The sequence below is a fragment of the Mycolicibacterium sp. CBM1 genome (genome assembly GCF_054073305.1).
In genome coordinates, this window is the sequence record NZ_JBSXPP010000006.1 from 302917 (window position 1) to 320652 (window position 17736).

Genomic DNA, 17736 nt, shown 5'->3' on the forward strand with positions numbered 1-17736 from the left:
CCAAGAACGTTGCATAGGGCCCACAGTTGGCACAGATTGTGACTAGATCGCGGCCGGGTCCTGCGCCAACGCGTCCGCGGCGCGTTGCGCCAGCCCGATCGCGACGCGGGCCCATCCGGCGTCCGCCCCGGCCAGGCCGCACGCCGGACTGACGCCGAGCCGGTCACGCAGACCCGCACGGGCGAAGCCGATCCGGTCGGTGATCGCCACCGCGGCCGTAGCCACCTCGTCGGCCGACGGACGGCGCGGCGGCGTGGCGGCCGGCAGCAGCCCGAGGACCACCGCCCGCCCGGTGTCCAGGAACTCCCCCATCCCGTCCAGGTCTCGGTCGGTAAAGGTGCCCGGGTCCACCGCGAGCGCATGGATCGCGCTACGCCGCAACACGTCCCACGGCAGCTCGGTGGCACAACTGTGCAGCAGGACCTCGGCGTCCACCGCCCTCACGCACTCGTCGATCAGGGCGATGGCAACGGCCTCGTCGACCGGATGCACCGGGCTGAGCGCCGTCACCCCGGTCAGCCGGCCAGCCAGCGCGGCGGGCAACACCGGTTCGTCGTACTGGACCACCACCGTCACGCCCAGCCGCCGGGCCAGCTCGACGCGGTGCCGTGCGACCCCCTCGGCCAACGACGACGTCAGGTCCCGGACCGCGCCGGCGTCGGTGAGCGCCCGGTGCCCGTTGGGGAGTTCGAGTTGGGCGGCCAGCGTGATGGGCCCCGGCGCCTGCACCTTGACGCAGCGCTGCGAACCGGGTCCGCCGGCCTTCTCCCAGGCCTCCTCGAGCGCGTCGATGTCCTCGTCGAGCAGGCTGATCGCCCGTCGGGTCACCGATCCCGGGTGGGCCGCGATGCGGTAGCCACGGGGCACGGTGTCGATGGCGATGTCGACCAGTAGTGCACCGGCACGCCCGATCAGGTCGGCGCCGACTCCGCGCTCCGGCAACTCGACCAGATGCGGCAGCTGGTGCAGTTCGCCGACGACGATCTCGGCGGCCTGCCGCGGTGTCGAACCCGGCCAGGATCCGAGCCCGGTGGCGGCAGCGAAAACACTCACCGGGCAACCGTATTGGACGCCCCCGCCGGACCCACCACCCGGGGGCTTAACGTGGTGCCATGACGGTGCGCCTCGGGCTGGTGTGTGCCGCTGCCGCCGCCCTGTTGACCGGCTGCACCGTGCGGGTCGAGGGGGCGCCACTGCGTGCCGCGACCGAACCGCCGTACCAGCCGCCGGGCGTCGTCGATGCCGACCAGGTGCTGCTGACGCAGGCCCAGATGCGCGCGATCACCGGCGGCGGCGAGGACCTGTCGATCATCCCCGGCATGGACGGCAGGGCGCCGGTGGACGTCGATGCGCTGGCCGAGGCGGTGCCGGCGGACTGTCGATTCATCTTCGCCGAGACCGCCACCTTCGGCCCCGATGTCGCGGACTTCCACAAAACCAGCTTCCAACACCCGCGACGGCGGGCCCTGATCTCCGAGGCGGCGGCCGCCTACGGCGACAAGGCAACGGCGCGAACGGCTTTCGAGACCCTGGCCGCGGCGGGACGGCGCTGCGCCGACGGCTCGCACGGGCCGCTACTGGTCGGCCAGGTAGACGCCGGCGCCGATTCGCTGTCTACGCGTGTGGGCGCATGCGGGCGCGACTACCGGGTCGAATCCTCGGTGATGGTGGAAGTGACGTTCTGCGGATATCCCGAATCGGTGCCCGCGATCGTCATGACCAACATCGTCAACAAGATTCCCCACGGCTGAAGATCGTCGCGCTGCCCAGCACCTCGTCACCGGCCGGATCGGGCCGGTAGAGCACCATCGTCTGGCCGGCGGCCACACCGCGCAGTGGGGCCCGCAGCGCCACCCTGAGTTCGTCGCCGACCAGTTCGGCCACCGCGGGCACGACGCCGCCGTGCGCACGCACCTGCACCTCGCACTCGATCGGTCCGCGCGCCGCCACACCGGAGGTGAACACCGGCCGCACCCCGGTCAACGACCGCACCTCGAGATCCGCCGCAGCGCCGACACGCACCGTCTGCGAGTCGGCGTCGATTGCAGTGACGTAGCGCGGAGTGCCATCCGGACCCGGGCCGGCGATGCCGAGGCCCTTGCGCTGTCCGATGGTGAACCCGTGCACCCCGTCGTGCTCGGCGAGCACGGTGCCGGTCGCGTCGTCGACGACGGTGCCGCGCCGCACGCCGATGCGTGCCCCGAGGAAAGCCCGGGTGTCCCCGGAGGGGATAAAGCAGATGTCGTGACTGTCGGGCTTGTCGGCCACCGACAGGCCGCGGCGGGCGGCTTCCTCGCGGATCGCCGGCTTGGGGGTGTCGCCGATCGGGAACGCGGCGTGCCGCAACTGCTCAGCGGTCAGCACACCCAGCACATAGGACTGGTCCTTGTCGACGTCGACGGCGCGGCGGAGCCTGCCGTCGGCGAGCCTGGCGTAGTGGCCGGTGGCCACCGTGTCGAACCCCAGCGCGAGCGCCCTGGCCGCCAGCGCGGAGAACTTGATCTTCTCGTTGCACCGCACGCAGGGGTTGGGGGTTTCACCGCGCTCGTAGGACGAGACAAAGTCGTCGATGACGTCCTCGGCGAATTTGTCGGCGAAATCCCAGACGTAGAACGGGATTCCAAGCACATCGGCGACGCGGCGGGCGTCGCCGGCGTCTTCCTTGGAGCAGCAGCCGCGCGACCCGGTGCGCAGCGTGCCCGGCGCCCTGGACAGCGCCAGGTGCACACCGACGACGTCGTGGCCGGCGTCGACCATCCGGGCGGCGGCCACCGACGAGTCCACGCCACCGCTCATCGCGGCGAGCACCCTCATCGCAGCACCCCCGGTGAGGAGCTGGCCAGTGCGGCCTGCCGCGCCCGCTCCACGGCGGCGGGCAGCACCCGCAGCGCGGCGTCGACATCGGCTTCGGTGCTGGTGTGGCCCAGCGACAGCCGCAGCGAACCGCGGGCGGCGTCGGCGTCGGCCCCCATCGCCAGCAGCACGTGCGAGGGCTGGGCGACACCGGCCGTGCATGCCGAGCCGGTAGAGCATTCGATCCCGTTGGCGTCCAACAACATCAGCAGCGAATCGCCCTCACAGCCGCGGAAGGTGAAGTGGGTGTTGCCGGGCAGCCGCTGTACACCGACGGCCCCGTTGAGGTGTGCGTCGGCGACCGAGTCCAGCACCCCGGCGATCAGCCGGTCGCGCAGGCTGCGCAGCCGCACCGCGGTCGCATCGAGAGAGCCGACGGCGATATCGGCTGCCACCGCCATCGACACCGCGCCGGCGACATGTGAGGTGCCGGAACGCACGTCGCGTTCCTGACCGCCGCCGTGCAGCAGCGGCACGCACGCGGTGGCGCGGCGCAGCAACAGCGCGCCCATACCCGTGGGGCCGCCGAACTTGTGCGCGGCGATACTCATCGCCGACAGGTTGGAGGCGGCGAAGTCAACCGGGATCTGCCCGACGGTCTGCACGGCGTCGCTGTGGATCGGGACGTCGTACTCGGCGGCGACCGCGGCGAGTTCGACGATCGGCATGATGGTGCCGACCTCGTTGTTGGCCCACATCACCGTGACCAGTGCCACGTCGTCGTGGTCGTGCATCGCCTCGCGCAGCGCGGAAGGCGTGACCGAGCCGTCGGCCTCGGTGGGCAGGAAGGTGATGTCGGCACCCTCGTGCTCGGCCAGCCAGGTGACGGCGTCGAGGACAGCATGGTGTTCGACGGCGGTGGTGATGATGCGCCGCCTGCGGGGGTCGGCGTCGCGGCGGGCCCAGAAGATGCCCTTGACCGCGATGTTGTCGCTCTCGGTACCGCCCGCGGTGAAGATGATCTCCGACGGTCGCGCGCCCAGCCGGGCCGCGATGCTCTCCCTGGCCTCCTCGGTCCGGCGGCGTGCGTCGCGGCCGGCGGTGTGCAGCGAGGACGCGTTGCCGACGGTGCCCAGCGCAGCCGCCATCGCCTCGATGGCAGCGGGATACATCGGGGTCGTGGCAGCGTGGTCGAGATACACCTGGTCGGTGGGCGGGCTCATGGCCTGTCCAGGATACCGGCAGGATGCCGGCGCGCCGGACTCGCCGAACGTCACCCCAGGGTGACCGCCGACGCCGAACGTCACTCCGGTGTGACGTTCGGTGGGTCGGGGCGGCGGGCGGTCAGCCCGCCAGCGCGTGGGTGTGCTCGAAGTGGGGGTTGACCTGCCCACGGACCGCCACCTCGCAGCGTGCCGCCAGTTCCCGCCGGTTGTCACCGGGCAGTTCCAGCGACGCGACCTCGATGTCGACGACGGTCAGTCGAGCCCGCACGGTGCGGCTCAGCGACTGCCACAGGGTGTCCTCGCCGATGAACGCAGCCACGGTCGAGGGCCGCCCGTCGCGGTGGTGATAGGTCAGCCGCAGCGGCTGTACCGGTCGGCCGGCGTCGACGGCGGCCTGGAACATCGCCGGGCGGAAGCGCCCGTAGGCCAGGCCGCACCACGTCGTGCCCTCCGGGAAGGCGACGACGGTCTGCCCGGTGCGCAGCCGGTCGGCCACTGCGGCGACCACCTGCGGCAGCCGGCGCAGACTGTTGCGGTCGATCGGGATGACCTTCATGATGCGGGCGGCCAGCCCGACAGCCGGCCAGTCGACCAGGTCGGCACGCGCGACGAACGCACCCGGCAGCACCGAACCGATGACGAAGATGTCGATCCACGACACGTGGCCGCTGACGACGAGGACCCCCCGCAGGTTACGGATCGGCCCGCCGGACACGGTGATTCGCACACCGAGGCAGCGCAGGAACGTCCGGCAGTAGAACCGTTGCACCCGTCCCCGCCCGGGCACCGGCACGGCCAGCAGCGGAACGAGCAGCAGCAGCACCACCACCATGGTGACGCGCAGCGTGGCACGCAGCGCGGCGGGCAGCGGGCGGCCGGGTGGGGCGCCGCCGGCCCGCACGCAGCTGTCGTCGCACAGCGCCCGCGGCAGCCAGGCGTGCTCGGGGGCCGTCACTGGCCCGCCCCCATCTCGCTGGCCATCTGGCCTGCCGACGACACCGACCGCAGCCGGGTCAGGTACCGGGTGTCGGCATGACGCTTGTCCAGCAGGGCCGGAAAGTCGCCGACCCCGAAGTCCGGGTCGTAGGCCGGTTCACCGCAAACCCGCGCGCCCAGCCGCAGGTAGCCGCGCATCAGCGGCGGGATCGTCGGGCGGGCCGGCGGCGCGATGTCGTCCAGACTCCGGCCGTCGAGGACCACCGGACGGTACGGGTGCACGGTGTGTTCGGGGGCGGCGGCGTGGCGGCGCAGTACGAAGTCCCGCACGCCGCGCACCTGACTGCCGGGGGCCTCCGCCGGATCCTGCGGGTGGGTGGGCACCGAAACGCAGCCGGTGACGTAGTCGTAGCCGCAGCGGTCCAGGTAGGCCAGGATGCCGGCCCACATCAAGAGCACCACCGCGCCGTTGCGGTGGTCGTCGCGCACCACGGCACGTCCCATCTCCACCAGCGAGGGCCGCAGTACGTCCAGCGCGCTGACGTCGAATTCGGTTGCGGTGTAAAGACCCCCGGCCGCGATGGCACCGGGCGGAGGCAGCATCCGGTAGCACCCGACGAGCTCGCCGGAGGTGTCCTCGCGAACCAGCAGGTGGTCGCAGAACTCGTCGAACCGGTCGGCGTCACGACCGTGTGCGTCGTCGGCGGCCAGGGCGAATCCGGGTTCAGTGGTGAACACCCGGTAACGCAGCCGTTGGGCGGCGTCGATCAGGTCAGGATCGGTGGACAGCAGCAGCGAGTAGCGAGGGCCGTGGAGTGCGGCGGTGTCGGTGCGGTCAGGCGCTATGAGTACAGAGGCAGTGCTCATAGCTGCACGCTCGCCGAGGCGTTCGGCGGGATGTCAACGGCCGCGTGACGTGTCAGTGCACGCTGCGTGACGAATAGAAGCAGAAAGCCCCGGATACCGCCGATGAGGCGGTATCCGGGGCTTTCCGTCGAGCGTGGTTATCCCTTGCGGGCCTTGACCGCGTCCGTCAGCTGCGGAGTGACGTTGAAGAGGTCACCCACGATGCCGTAGTCGGCGATCTCGAAGATCGGTGCCTCTTCGTCCTTGTTCACCGCGACGATCGTCTTGGAGGTCTGCATGCCGGCGCGGTGCTGGATCGCCCCGGAGATGCCCAGCGCAATGTACAGCTGCGGCGAGACGGTCTTGCCGGTCTGGCCCACCTGGAACTGGCCCGGGTAGTAGCCGGAGTCGACCGCGGCGCGGGAGGCGCCCACGGCGCCACCGAGCGAATCGGCGAGGTCTTCGACCACCGTGAACTTCTCGGCGCTGCCGACACCGCGGCCGCCGGCGACCACGACAGTTGCCTCGGTCAGTTCCGGGCGATCGCCGGCGACAGCGGGCTGCCGCGAGGTGATCTTGGTGGCACCCTCGCCCTGCGCGGGGACCTCGACGGTGACCTGCTCACCGGCACCGGCGGCCGGTGCGGCCTCGACCGCACCGGGGCGCACGGTGATCACCGGGACGTCGCCGTTGGACCGAGCCTCGACAGTGAACGCCCCACCGAAGATGCTGTGGACGCCCACCCCGCCTTCTTTGACCTCGACGACGTCGGAGAGCACGCCCGAGCCGATTCGCGCGGCCAACCGGCCGGCGATCTCCTTGCCGTCGGCGTTGGCGGCCAGCAGTACGCCGGCCGGGCTGGCCGACTCCACCAGCGACGCCAGCACGTCGACGTAAGGGGTGATCAGGTAGCTCTCCGCCTCGTCGGACTCGGCGACGTAGACCTTGGCCGCACCGGCGGCCTTGAGGTCGTCCACCAGCGGCGCGGCGGTGCCGGGGGCACCGACCACGACGGCTGACGGCTCGCCCAGGGTGCGGGCGGCAGTGATGAGCTCGGCGGTGACTTTCTTCACCGCACCTTCGGAGTGCTCGACGAGCACCAGTACTTCAGCCATGGTTCTTCAGCCTCTTCGTTGTCAGGGTCCGGTGGGAGCTAGATGATCTTTTGAGCGACCAGGTACTCGGCGATCTTGGTGCCGCCGTCGCCTTCGTCGGTGATCTTCTCGCCTGCGGTCTTCGGCGGCTTGGGGGTCGAGGCCAGCACGGAGGTACCGGCGTTGGCCAAGCCGACCTCGTCGGCCTCGACACCGATCTCAGCCAGCGTCAGGGTGGTGACTTCCTTCTTCTTCGCGGCCATGATGCCCTTGAAGGAGGGGAAGCGGGGTTCGTTGATCTTCTCGGTGACGCTGATGACCGCCGGCAGCGACGCCTCGACGGTGAAGACACCGTCGTCGGTCTCGCGCTCGCCGGTGATCTTGCCGCCCTCGACGCTGACCTTGCGCAGGTGGGTCAGCTGGGGAAGGCCGAGGTACTCGGCGATGATGGCCGGGACCGCACCGCCGGTGCCGTCAGTGGCTTCGTTGCCGGCGATGACCAACTCGGTGCCCTCGATGGCGCCCAGTGCGCGGGCCAGCGCCCAGCCGGTCTGCACCATGTCCGAGCCGTGCAGGCCCGCATCGAGCAAATGCACGGCCTTGTCGGCACCCATCGACAGTGCCTTGCGGATGGCCTCGGTGGCGCGCTCGGGACCGGCGGTCAGCACGGTCACGGTGCCTTCGCCGCCTTCCCGCTCCTTGATCAGCAGCGCTTCCTCGACGGCACGCTCGTTGATCTCGTCGAGCACGGCGTCGGCAGCGTCGCGATCAAGAGTGAAGTCTCCGTCGGACAGCTTGCGCTCGGACCAGGTGTCTGGAACCTGTTTGATCAGGACCACGATGTTCGTCATGAGTCTTCCTACGTCCTCCTGGCAGGCGTCCCGCGGCCATCGAAGGACGCAAGACGTTGGGTCACTTTTCGCAACTCACACCATGTTACCGACGGGTAACTTTGAGTGGTTCGCAGGATCACCATAGCTGAGCGAAGTTTGTGTTCTAGCAGCCCATCGGCACCGACGCAGTTCGCGAACCGTCCACTTCGGGTTAGCCTGCCTTCCAATGAGCGCACACGTGACTGACGCCGGTGACAGCGGTCTGCCGCTAACCGGCGAACGGACCGTCCCCGGGCTGGCGCAGGAGAACTACTGGTTCCGCCGCCACGAGGTGGTCTATCGCCGCCTGTCGAGCCTTTGTGCAGGTCGTGACGTCCTCGAAGCGGGCTGCGGAGAGGGCTACGGCGCGGATCTGCTCGCGTCGGTGGCCACTCGGGTGATCGCGGTGGACTACGACGCCGCGACCGTTGCCCATGTCCGGGCGCGCTACCCGCGCGTCCAGGTGGTGGCCGGTAATCTGGCATCTCTGCCGCTGCCCGACGCTTCAGTTGATGTTGTGGTGAACTTCCAGGTCATCGAGCATCTGTGGGATCAGCCACAGTTCGTGACCGAATGCTTTCGGGTGTTGCGTCCGGGCGGTCTGCTGCTGATGTCGACACCCAATCGCATCACCTTCTCCCCCGGCCTGGACACCCCGGTCAACCCGTTCCACACCCGTGAACTCAACGCCGCCGAACTCGCGGAGTTGCTCACCGACGGCGGATTCCGGGTCGACCAGATGTATGGGGTCTTCCACGGCCCTGAGCTGGAAGCGATGGACGCCCGCCACGGCGGCTCGATCATCGACGCCCAGATCACCCTGGCACTGGCCGATACCCCGTGGCCGGCCGAGCTGCTCGCCGACGTCGCCGCCGTGCGGTGTGAGGACTTCGACATCGCGGCCTCCGGACCAACCCCCGCGTCGCTTCGCTCCTGCCCGCCGCCACCAATCCCCGCGTCGCTTCCGGCCGAGCGCGACATCGACGACAGTCTGGATCTGGTGGCCATCGCGGTGCGCCCGTGACGGAATCCATCCCTGGGTCGCTGCGCTCCCACCCGCCGCAACCTGTTCCCGGGCAGTTCACCCTGGTGCTGCACACCCACCTGCCGTGGCTGGCCCATCACGGTCGCTGGCCGGTGGGCGAGGAATGGCTCTACCAGTCATGGTCGGCGGCCTATCTGCCGCTGATGCGGGTGCTGCGCACGCTGGCCGCCGAGGGCCGCCGCGGCGTACTGACGCTGGGCATGACCCCGGTGGTTACCGCCCAACTCGACGACCCGTATTGCCTCGACGGCATGCACCGCTGGCTGGCCAACTGGCAGCTGCGCGCACTGGAGGCGACCACCCTTCCGGAACCGTTGCGCCAGTTCGGCATTCGCGAGTACGCCGAGGCCGGCCGCGCGATCGAGGATTTCGCCACCGACTGGCGCCACGGTGCCAGCCCGCTGCTGCGGCAGCTGATCGACGCCGGCACCATCGAACTGCTGGGCGGCCCACTGGCCCATCCGTTCCAGCCGCTGCTCAACCCCCGGCTGCGGGAATTCGCGCTGCGGGAGGGGCTCGCCGACGCCGGGCAGCGCTTCGCGCACACCCCGACCGGCATCTGGGCACCCGAATGCGCCTACGCACCCGGAATGGAGCACGGTTACGCCGATGCTGGGGTCGGCCACTTCATGGTCGACGGACCCTCGCTGCACGGCGATACCGCTCTGGGCCGTCCGGTCGGTGAGACCGACGTCGTCGCTTTCGGCCGGGATCTTCAGGTCAGCTACCGAGTGTGGTCACCGAAATCGGGCTACCCGGGCCACGCCGCCTACCGGGACTTCCACACCTACGACCACGTGACCGGGCTGAAGCCGGCGCGGGTGACCGGTCGCAACGTGGACTCCGACGCCAAGGCGCCCTACGACCCGCAGCGGGCCGACCGTGCGATCGACGCGCACGTGGCCGACTTCGTCGAGGTGGTGCGCCAGCGCCTGATCGCCGAGTCCGAGCGGATCGGGCGCCCCGCACACGTGGTGGCCGCCTTCGACACCGAACTGTTCGGTCACTGGTGGTACGAGGGCCCGGTCTGGCTGGACCGACTGCTGCGTGCTCTCCCGGAGGCCGGTGTCCGGGTCGGCACGCTCTCCGACGCGCTGGCCGGCGGCTATGTCGGAGCGCCGGTCGATCTTCCGCCGAGTTCCTGGGGCTCGGGCAAGGACTGGCAGGTGTGGGCCGGCGAGCAGGTCGCCGACCTGGTGCAGCTCAATACCGAGGTGGTCGACGCCGCGCTGACCTGTGTCGACAAGGCACTGGCCCAGACCGACACCGCGCCGACTCGCGACGTCGTTGCCGACCAGATCCTGCGCGAGACCCTGCTGACGGTGTCCAGCGACTGGCCGTTCATGGTCAGCAAGGACTCGGCGGCCGATTACGCCCGCTACCGGGCGCACCTGCACGCGCACGCCACCCGCGAGATCGCCGACGCACTGGCGTCCGGGCGCCGGGATGCCGCCGAGCGGCTGGCCGCCGGCTGGAACCGCGCCGACGGCTTGTTCGGCGCGCTCGACGCCCGAAGGCTGCCCCGGTGAAGATCCTGATGGTGTCGTGGGAATACCCGCCGGTGATCATCGGCGGCCTCGGCCGGCACGTCTATCAGCTGGCGACCGCACTGGCCGCCGACGGCCACGACGTGGTCGTGCTCTCCCGCCGCCCGTCGGGTACCGACCCCAGTACCCATCCCACCACCGATGAGGTGCATGAGGGCGTGCGCATCATCGCCGCGGCCCAGGACCCGCACGAGTTCGACTTCGGCCGTGACCTGATGGCCTGGACGCTGGCAATGGGGCATGCCATGACCCGCGCCGGGCTGACCCTGCAGGCGAAGGGCTGGCAGCCCGACGTGGTGCACGCCCACGACTGGCTGGTCGCCCACCCGGCCATCGCACTGGCCGAATTCTTCGATGTCCCCATGGTTTCCACCGTGCACGCCACCGAGGCAGGGCGACACTCCGGCTGGGTGTCCGGCCACATCAGCCGACAGGTGCATGCCGTCGAGTCGTGGTTCGTGCGCGACTCCGATTCCCTGATCACCTGTTCGGCATCGATGTCGGAGGAGATCGGCGAGCTGTTCGGCCCGGGGTTGGCCGAGATCGCGGTGATCCGCAATGGAATCGACTCCACCCGTTGGCCGTTCGCCCAACGCCGAGCACGCACCGGCCCCGCAGAGCTGCTGTTCTTCGGTCGGCTCGAATACGAGAAGGGTGTTCACGAGGCGATCGCGGCGCTGCCCCGGATCCGGCGTACCCATCCCGGCTCGACGCTGACCATCGCCGGTGACGGCACGCAGCAGGACTGGCTAGTCGAGGTCGCCCGTAAGCACAAGGTGCTCAAGGCCGTTCATTTCACCGGCCGGGTGGACCACGACCAGCTGCTGGAGCTGCTGCACCGAGCCGACGTCGCGGTGCTGCCCAGCCACTACGAACCGTTCGGCATCGTCGCACTAGAGGCGGCCGCGGCGGGCATTCCGCTCGTCACGTCGAACGTCGGCGGTCTCGGCGAGGCGGTGATCGACGGCCAGACCGGCATCTCCTGCCCGCCGCGCGATGTCGGCGCGCTGACTGCGGCGGTACGCCGTGTGCTCGACGATCCCGCCGGCGCACAACAGCGCGCGATCGCGGCGCGGGAACGGCTGACCGCCGACTTCGACTGGCACACCGTGGCCGCCGAGACTGCACAGATATACCTGGCTGCCAAACGCCGTGAACGCGAACCGCATTCGCGCCGCCCGATCATCGAGCAGGCGCTGCCGGGCCGTTGAGGCCGCACAACAGGTGCTGTTCTTCCCGATGCGGTATCACCCGTGATATCGCGCTCTGGAGAAGCAGAGCACTCCAGCGGCTGGGTGGTGTCACCCGAGCGCTAGCGGGCCGCCTTCTTGCGTTCGATGTCGGCCAGCGCCGCGGCCAACTCGGCCCGCTGGGCAGCCGACGTCTCCCACGACAGTTTGCGGTTCTTGACCACCTTCGCCGGTGAGCCGACCGCGATCGAATAGTCCGGGATATCGCCCTTGACCACGGCATGGGCACCGAGCACGCAGCCGCGACCGACGGTGGTCCCGCGCAGCACGGTCACTTTGGCCGCGATCCAGGTGTCGGGACCGATGCGCACCGGGCTCTTGATGATGCCCTGGTCCTTGATCGGCATTTCGATGTTGTCCATCTTGTGGTCGAAGTCGCAGACGTAGCACCAGTCCGCCATCAGCGCCGAATCGCCGAGCTCGATGTCGAGGTAGCAGTTGATGACGTTGTCGCGGCCGAGCACCACCTTGTCGCCGATGCGCAGCGACCCTTCGTGGGCGCGGATGGTGTTCTTGTCGCCGATGTGGACCCATCGGCCGATCTCCAGCTGCGCCAGTTCCGGGGTGGCGTGGATCTCGACGTTCTTACCGAGGAACACCATGCCGCGGGTGATGATGTGCGGGTTGGCCAGCTTGAACTTCAGCAGCCGCCAGTAGCGGACCAGATACCACGGTGTGTAGGCGCGGTTGGCGACGACCCACTTCAACGAATCCCTGGTCAGAAACTTGGCCTGACGGGGGTCACGCAGCCGCGAACCCCTCCAGCGCTTGTGGATCGGCGAACCCCACATGGTCGTCATGGCCCCAGAGCCTAACGGCAGTCGAACCCGGCGCCTACCGCACTCGGGTTACCCTCGCCTGTACTGTCCCGTTGCGGGACGGGCCGGACAGAGAGGACTCGGGTGCTGCGGCGATTGGTGGCCTGGACGTCGGCCGCGTTGGTCCTCAGCGCATCGGCCGGCTGCGGCACCACCGATTCCTGGGTGGACTCCACCGCCGCCCCGGGCTGGGCCGCCCAGTACAGCGACGCCGCCAACACCAGCTACACCAACACCGGCGGCGCGTCCGCGCTGACGCTGCGCTGGAGCCGCTCGGTCAAGGGTGCGCTCGGGGCCGGCGCTGCCCTGGCCTCCGGCAGCCCCTACCTGGCGGTCAACGGGCAGACCGCCGCCGGCTGCTCGCTGATGGTCTGGGAGATCGCCAACAACGGCCGCCAGCGCTGGTGCACCCGCATGGTGCTCGGCGGCGGATTCACCAGCCCGCTGTTCGACCAGTTCGACAACCTTTACATCGGCCAGCCCGGGATGATGCTGTCCTACCCGCCGACGCAGTGGGTTCGGTGGCGGCAGAACGTCATCGGAATGCCCACCACGGCCCGTTTTCTCGGAGGCGGTCAGCTGCTGGTGGTCACCCACCTCGGCCAGGTGCTGATCTTCGACTCCCATCGCGGCACGGTGACGGGGACCCCGATGGATCTCGTGGAGGGGCTGGACCCGACCGACTCGACACGCGGACTGGACGGCTGCGCCCAGGGGCTGCCCGAATGCCCGGTGTCGGCGCCACCGGCGTTCTCAGCGGCGACCGGCACGATCGTGGTGAACCTGTGGCAACCCGGCGCCAAGGCCTCGACGCTGATCGGCTTGCAGTACCACCCCGGCCAAAGCCCGTTGCTCAGCCGGGAGTGGACTTCGGCGGCCGTCACAGCCGGGATCATCGGCGCGCCGGTGTTCTCCGCGGACGGCCAGACGGTGTACGTCAACGGCCGCGACCGACGGCTGTGGGCAGTCCGTGCAGCCGACGGCAAAGCGAAATGGTCTGTGCCGCTGGACTACCAGCCCCAGACCCCGCCGTCGCGGAGCCCCGATGGTTTGATCGTCGCCGGCGGCGGGCCCGACGCTCATCTAGTGGGGATCAAAGACGGCGGCGATCACGCCGAGGTGGCGTGGCGCCGTGACGACGTCACGCCGCTGACCACGTCCAGCCAGGCAAACGATGTCGCCTACACGGTGACCGCCAGCACCCGGGATGGGTTGGCGCTGGTGGCGTTTCGTCCCGCCGACGGGCGCACCCTCGACAGCTATCCGCTGCCGCAGGCCGAGGGTGTCCCGGTCGGGGTGTCGGTGGGCCAGGATCGCCGGGTGGTCGTCGCCACCAGCGCGGGCCAGGTATACAGCTTCGACCCGAAGTGACGGGTAGTCGGTGGGGAACCGCACGTCCATCGTGAAGGTCGCCGTGCTGCCGGGCACGTGGTCCATGCCTCCCCCACCGGAAGCGCCCTCGGCGACTCCGCCCAGCGCGGCGCCGTCGCCGTCGGCCTACCCGCGCTGCGCGGCGAGTCCGGCCCGGCAGACGAAGACCACCGTACGTTCGCCCGCGCCCGCGCCGATGCGGGTGATCACCAACGACAGCGGGGTGTGCCCGGTCGGGCGCAGCCGGCGCCGCAATGCGTCGGGGTCGACATCGACGCCGCGTACCAGAATCTCCAGAGATCCACAGTCGAGGCGCGAAAGAGATTGGCGCAGAACCTTCTCCCGCAGTGGTATCTCCTCGATCACCTCGAATCCACGCACCCCGGCCGGCACCCGGTCACCGCTGAGGTAGGCGATCTCCGGATCGAGCTGCCACAGACCGTGCCGCGCGGCATAGTGCCGGACCAGACCGGCCCGCACGATCGCGCCGTCGGGATCGACGATCCAGCGCCCAACCGGGCCGGCCGGACAGTCGTCGGGATCGGCGTCGGTGACCACCTCGCCGCGGTCCAGGACACTGGCCCGCCGGCGAACGCCGGGCTGGGTGAACGACCGCGGCCACAGGCAGGCTTCGCGGACCGATCCGCCCGACGAGGTCACCTCGATCTCGCCGTCGAAGCCGAGCTGCCGCACGCCGTCGAAGTCGATGCCGGGCGCGCATTTGACCACCACCGCGCGATCGGAATAGACCTCGGCCAGGGCATCCAGCGGCGGGGTGTAGGCGCGTGGGTCGAAACGGCGGCGACCACCCGACCGGCGGGCCGGATCCAGCAGCACCACGGCATCGCGGCTCACCGGGCGCAGCGCATCGGCCCGGCACACAGCGACGTCGGCGACGTTGTGATGGGCCATCGCCAACCGGAGCTCATCGATGTCGCTGCCCATGACGAAGCCCGCCGTGGCTCGCAGCGCGGCCAGTTCGGTGCCGATCGAACACGTCGCGTCGTGCACCACCGCACCGCGTAACCGGTCGGCCCGGTGCCGGGCAACAGGGGCAGCGGTGGCCTGTTGCAGGGCGTCATCGGTGAACAACCACCCGGATACCTCAGCCAACTCCCCCAACTTGGCGACCGCCTTGCGGCGCAGCAGCGTGGTCTCGATCAGCGCGGTGGTGCGATCGCCGTAGCGCTGGCGGATCTTGGCGACGTCGGCCAGCCGGCTGGCCTCGGTCAGCGGGTAGCCGGCGACCTCGGCAAGCGCGGCCGAACCGGCGTCACCGCTCAGGTAGCTGACGTCCTCGCGCCGGAAGCTCAGGACGGCTTGACCCCGGTGATCATCACGTTGTAGTACCAGCCCTTGGGCACCACGCGCCGCCACAGGTTGTCGTCGACCCAGCTCAGCCCGATCCAGCTGCCGAACGCGAACTTCGCCCAGCCCCAGCCGAGCCGGCCCGGGGGCACCATCGCCTCGATGGTGCGCAGCGGCCAGCCCAGCATCGCTGCGGTGAATTCCGTCGTCGTCGTGGACACCTCGACCGCGCCGGCGTTACCGGCCATTCGCTCGAGGTCGGCGGGATCGAAGGTGTGCAGGTCGACGACCGCCTCCAGCGCCGCGGCCCGCGACGACTCGTCGAGTTCGGCCTGGGGGCGACGCCAGCCCTGCAGACCGGGCAGGCGCGTGGCATTGGTGGCCACCCGCCAGGTCAGCGTCGACAGCGAGCGGGCGTAGGTGTTGCCCACGGTGGTGGGCTCACCGGCGAACACGAACCGGCCGCCGGGTTTGAGCACCCGCACCACTTCCCGCAGGCTCTGCTCGACGTCGGGGATGTGGTGCAGCACGGCGTGGCCGACCACCAGGTCGAAGGTGTCGTCGTCGTAGGGGATGCCCTCGGCGTCGGCGACGCGGCCGTCGATCTCCAGGCCCAGGTTCTGCCCGTTGCGGGTGGCGACCCTGACCATGCCCGGCGATAAGTCGGTCACCGAACCACGGCGGGCCACCCCGGCCTGGATGAGGTTCAGCAGGAAGAAGCCGCTGCCACAGCCCAGCTCCAGCGCGCGGTCATACGGCAGCTGCCGCAATTCCTCGGGCGGGACGGTGGCATCGAAGAGGTCGCGTGCGTAGTCCACGCAGCGTTTGTCGTACGAGATCGACCATTTGTCGTCGTAGGTCTCGGCTTCCCAGTCGTGGTAGAGGATCTGGGCCAGCTTGCTGTCCTTGAGCGCAGCCTCGACCTGTTCCGCGGTGGCGTGCGGATTGGGCGCCGGAGCGGGGTCGCCCGCGACATCGGGCGCCGGAGCGGGGTCGCCCGCGACATCGGGCGCCGGAGCGGGGTCGCCCGCGACATCGGGCGCCGGAGCGGGGTCGCCCGCGACATCGGGCAGGGCGCCGGGGTCAGTCGTCGTCATGGAGGGCAGCCTAACTGTCCGCACCCGCGGAGAAGACCTCGCCGTAGCGCTGTGCCTGCTCACCGGCGTTCAGGCCGCCGCCGACGAGCGCCTTGACGCCCGCAAGTGCCGTCGGCGGCGTGTCGACGAACCGGCCCGCCCAGGCTGCTGCGGCGTCGAACACGTCGTCGGGGGCCACGAGTTCGCCTACCAGTCCCAGCGTGAGGGCTTCCTTGGCGTCGACGAACCGCCCGCTGAACGCCAGCTCCTTGGCCCTGCCCTCACCTACCGCACGAGCCAGCCGTTCACAGCCGCCACCGCCGGGCACCAACCCGGCGAGGATCTCGGTGGCGCCGAACTTGACGTTGTCGCCGCTGATCCGCCAGTCCGCGGCCAACGCCAGGCTCAGTCCGCTGCCCAGCGCGTAGCCAGTGATCGCGGCCGCCGTCGGCTTCGGGATCGCCGCGACGGCGTCGATCGCCTCACGGCGCACCCGGTCGGCAGCCTCGGCCTCCGCGCGATCGAGGCTGCGCAACTCCGGGATGTCGTCGCCGGCGGAGAAGATCTCGTGGCCACCGAACAGGACTACGGTCGCGATGTCGTCGCGGCCGGCCACTTCGTCGGCCGCCGACACGAGTTCCCGGTAGGTCTGCCGGGTCAGCGCATTGGTGGGCGGCCGGGACACCAGCAGCACGCCCACGCCGGGATGCTGCTCACCGACGTGAATGCTGACGAATTCCCGCATCTCAGTCTGCCCCGTACCCCTGGGGCGCGCGCCGGTTTCGAGCCTCGTTGTAGCGGTCGCTGTTGAAGAACTCGATCTCCCAATTGCCGTCCTGCACAGCAAGATTGGGCTGCACGACGACGATCTGGCGCTCCAGGGCCAGTACCGCGTCGACGCTACGGCCGGCCAGCGAGTCCAGTTGGGTCCAGGTGGGCGGGAGCAGGAACGACCGGCCTTCGGCGAAATCCTCGATCGCGGCCTCGGGGCTGAACCAGCCGGCATGGTCGGATTCGGTGTTCTGCCCGTCGGCGCGCTGACCGTCGGGCAGCGCGCCGACGAAGAAGTAGGTGTCGTAGCGGCGAGTGCGCTCTTCTTCGGGGGTGACCCAGTTGGCCCAGGGCCGCAGCAGGTCGGCCCGCAGCACCAGGTTCTCCCGGCGCAGGAAGTCGGAGAACGACACAGTCCGATCCACCAGTGCCGCGCGCACCTCGTGGTAGACCGAGGCGTCGGCGACGATGCCGTCGGGGTCGTCGGCCGGCCCGGCGAACAACACGCCGGACTCCTCGAACGTCTCGCGCGCCGCCGCGCACACCAGCGCCTCGGCAAGGTCGGCGTCGATCCCGAACCGATCCGCCCACCATTGCGGCTCCGGGCCGTACCACGCGATGTCGGAGTTGCGGTCGCGGTCGTCGACCCCGCCGCCGGGGAACACCATCACCCCGCCCGCGAACTCCATCGCCCGGTGGCGGCGCATGAGAAAGACCTCGACACCGTCCTGCGGGGTGTCACGGATCAGCATCACCGTCGCAGCAGGACGCACCGGCAGCGGT

Annotated in this window: 17 protein-coding genes; 5 read left to right on the forward strand and 12 right to left on the reverse strand. The window is 70.0% G+C overall.

Going from position 1 to position 17736, the window contains the following annotated elements; translation table 11 throughout:
* Positions 1-42: 42 nt before the first annotated feature.
* Positions 43-1053: a uroporphyrinogen decarboxylase/cobalamine-independent methonine synthase family protein gene (locus tag ACXDF8_RS11305; protein ID WP_457223322.1), complete on the reverse strand. Its 1011-nt coding sequence runs from the start codon at positions 1051-1053 to the stop codon at positions 43-45.
* 59 nt (positions 1054-1112) lie between these two features.
* On the opposite strand from ACXDF8_RS11305, the gene ACXDF8_RS11310 reads away from it, so the two are divergent.
* The gene (locus ACXDF8_RS11310; RefSeq protein WP_457223323.1) at positions 1113-1751 is read left to right on the forward strand and encodes a sensor domain-containing protein; all 639 of its coding nucleotides are present in this window, start codon (positions 1113-1115) and stop codon (positions 1749-1751) included.
* On the opposite strand, the gene mnmA is transcribed toward ACXDF8_RS11310, so the two are convergent.
* The 6 genes from mnmA to ACXDF8_RS11340 all read right to left on the reverse strand — a co-directional run bounded on the left by mnmA (position 1729) and on the right by ACXDF8_RS11340 (position 7746).
* The gene (mnmA, locus tag ACXDF8_RS11315) at positions 1729-2814 is read right to left on the reverse strand and encodes a tRNA 2-thiouridine(34) synthase MnmA (protein WP_457223324.1); all 1086 of its coding nucleotides are present in this window, start codon (positions 2812-2814) and stop codon (positions 1729-1731) included. The two genes, ACXDF8_RS11310 and mnmA, sit on opposite strands and share 23 nt — an antisense overlap.
* Positions 2811-4016: a cysteine desulfurase family protein gene (locus tag ACXDF8_RS11320; protein WP_457223325.1), complete on the reverse strand. Its 1206-nt coding sequence runs from the start codon at positions 4014-4016 to the stop codon at positions 2811-2813. Before ACXDF8_RS11320 ends, mnmA begins: the two co-directional genes overlap by 4 nt.
* Before the next feature lie 121 nt (positions 4017-4137).
* Positions 4138-4974, reverse strand: a complete 837-nt coding sequence (locus tag ACXDF8_RS11325; protein ID WP_457223326.1) for a lysophospholipid acyltransferase family protein — start codon at positions 4972-4974, stop codon at positions 4138-4140.
* Positions 4971-5822 carry a GNAT family N-acetyltransferase gene (locus ACXDF8_RS11330; protein WP_457223327.1) on the reverse strand — a complete coding sequence of 284 codons (852 nt, stop codon included), beginning with the start codon at positions 5820-5822 and terminating at the stop codon, positions 4971-4973. The genes ACXDF8_RS11325 and ACXDF8_RS11330 overlap by 4 nt, the downstream gene beginning before the upstream one ends.
* A gap of 137 nt (positions 5823-5959) precedes the next feature.
* Entirely contained in the window at positions 5960-6916 is a 957-nt protein-coding gene (locus ACXDF8_RS11335; RefSeq protein ID WP_457223328.1) for an electron transfer flavoprotein subunit alpha/FixB family protein, read from the reverse strand.
* A gap of 38 nt (positions 6917-6954) precedes the next feature.
* Positions 6955-7746: an electron transfer flavoprotein subunit beta/FixA family protein gene (locus tag ACXDF8_RS11340; protein ID WP_457223329.1), complete on the reverse strand. Its 792-nt coding sequence runs from the start codon at positions 7744-7746 to the stop codon at positions 6955-6957.
* Positions 7747-7954: 208 nt separating this feature from the next.
* On the opposite strand from ACXDF8_RS11340, the gene ACXDF8_RS11345 reads away from it, so the two are divergent.
* The 3 genes from ACXDF8_RS11345 to ACXDF8_RS11355 are packed head-to-tail and all read left to right on the forward strand — an operon-like array spanning position 7955 to position 11570.
* Entirely contained in the window at positions 7955-8791 is an 837-nt protein-coding gene (locus ACXDF8_RS11345) for a class I SAM-dependent methyltransferase (RefSeq protein ID WP_457223330.1), read from the forward strand.
* The gene (locus ACXDF8_RS11350) at positions 8788-10341 is read left to right on the forward strand and encodes a 1,4-alpha-glucan branching protein domain-containing protein (protein WP_457223331.1); all 1554 of its coding nucleotides are present in this window, start codon (positions 8788-8790) and stop codon (positions 10339-10341) included. The genes ACXDF8_RS11345 and ACXDF8_RS11350 overlap by 4 nt, the downstream gene beginning before the upstream one ends.
* Positions 10338-11570 (forward strand): glycosyltransferase family 4 protein, encoded by a 1233-nt coding sequence (locus ACXDF8_RS11355; RefSeq protein ID WP_457223332.1) that lies wholly within the window; start codon positions 10338-10340, stop codon positions 11568-11570. Before ACXDF8_RS11350 ends, ACXDF8_RS11355 begins: the two co-directional genes overlap by 4 nt.
* Before the next feature lie 101 nt (positions 11571-11671).
* On the opposite strand, the gene ACXDF8_RS11360 is transcribed toward ACXDF8_RS11355, so the two are convergent.
* Complete coding sequence (locus ACXDF8_RS11360) at positions 11672-12409, reverse strand: acyltransferase (protein ID WP_457223333.1); 738 nt, start codon at positions 12407-12409, stop codon at positions 11672-11674.
* 102 nt (positions 12410-12511) lie between these two features.
* On the opposite strand from ACXDF8_RS11360, the gene ACXDF8_RS11365 reads away from it, so the two are divergent.
* Positions 12512-13798 carry a BamB-related PQQ repeat family beta-propellar protein gene (locus tag ACXDF8_RS11365; RefSeq protein WP_457223334.1) on the forward strand — a complete coding sequence of 429 codons (1287 nt, stop codon included), beginning with the start codon at positions 12512-12514 and terminating at the stop codon, positions 13796-13798.
* 126 nt (positions 13799-13924) lie between these two features.
* On the opposite strand, the gene ACXDF8_RS11370 is transcribed toward ACXDF8_RS11365, so the two are convergent.
* From ACXDF8_RS11370 to ACXDF8_RS11385, 4 genes are read right to left on the reverse strand one after another with little or no spacing between them, the layout of a single operon-like run.
* Complete coding sequence (locus ACXDF8_RS11370; protein WP_457223383.1) at positions 13925-15112, reverse strand: THUMP-like domain-containing protein; 1188 nt, start codon at positions 15110-15112, stop codon at positions 13925-13927.
* On the reverse strand, positions 15109-16203 hold the full coding sequence (locus tag ACXDF8_RS11375; protein WP_457223335.1) for a class I SAM-dependent methyltransferase: 1095 nt from the start codon (positions 16201-16203) through the stop codon (positions 15109-15111). Before ACXDF8_RS11375 ends, ACXDF8_RS11370 begins: the two co-directional genes overlap by 4 nt.
* A gap of 10 nt (positions 16204-16213) precedes the next feature.
* Positions 16214-16927, reverse strand: a complete 714-nt coding sequence (locus ACXDF8_RS11380; protein ID WP_457223336.1) for an enoyl-CoA hydratase — start codon at positions 16925-16927, stop codon at positions 16214-16216.
* Position 16928: 1 nt separating this feature from the next.
* On the reverse strand, positions 16929-17705 hold the full coding sequence (locus ACXDF8_RS11385; RefSeq protein WP_457223384.1) for an NUDIX hydrolase: 777 nt from the start codon (positions 17703-17705) through the stop codon (positions 16929-16931).
* Between the last annotated feature and the right edge of the window lie 31 nt (positions 17706-17736).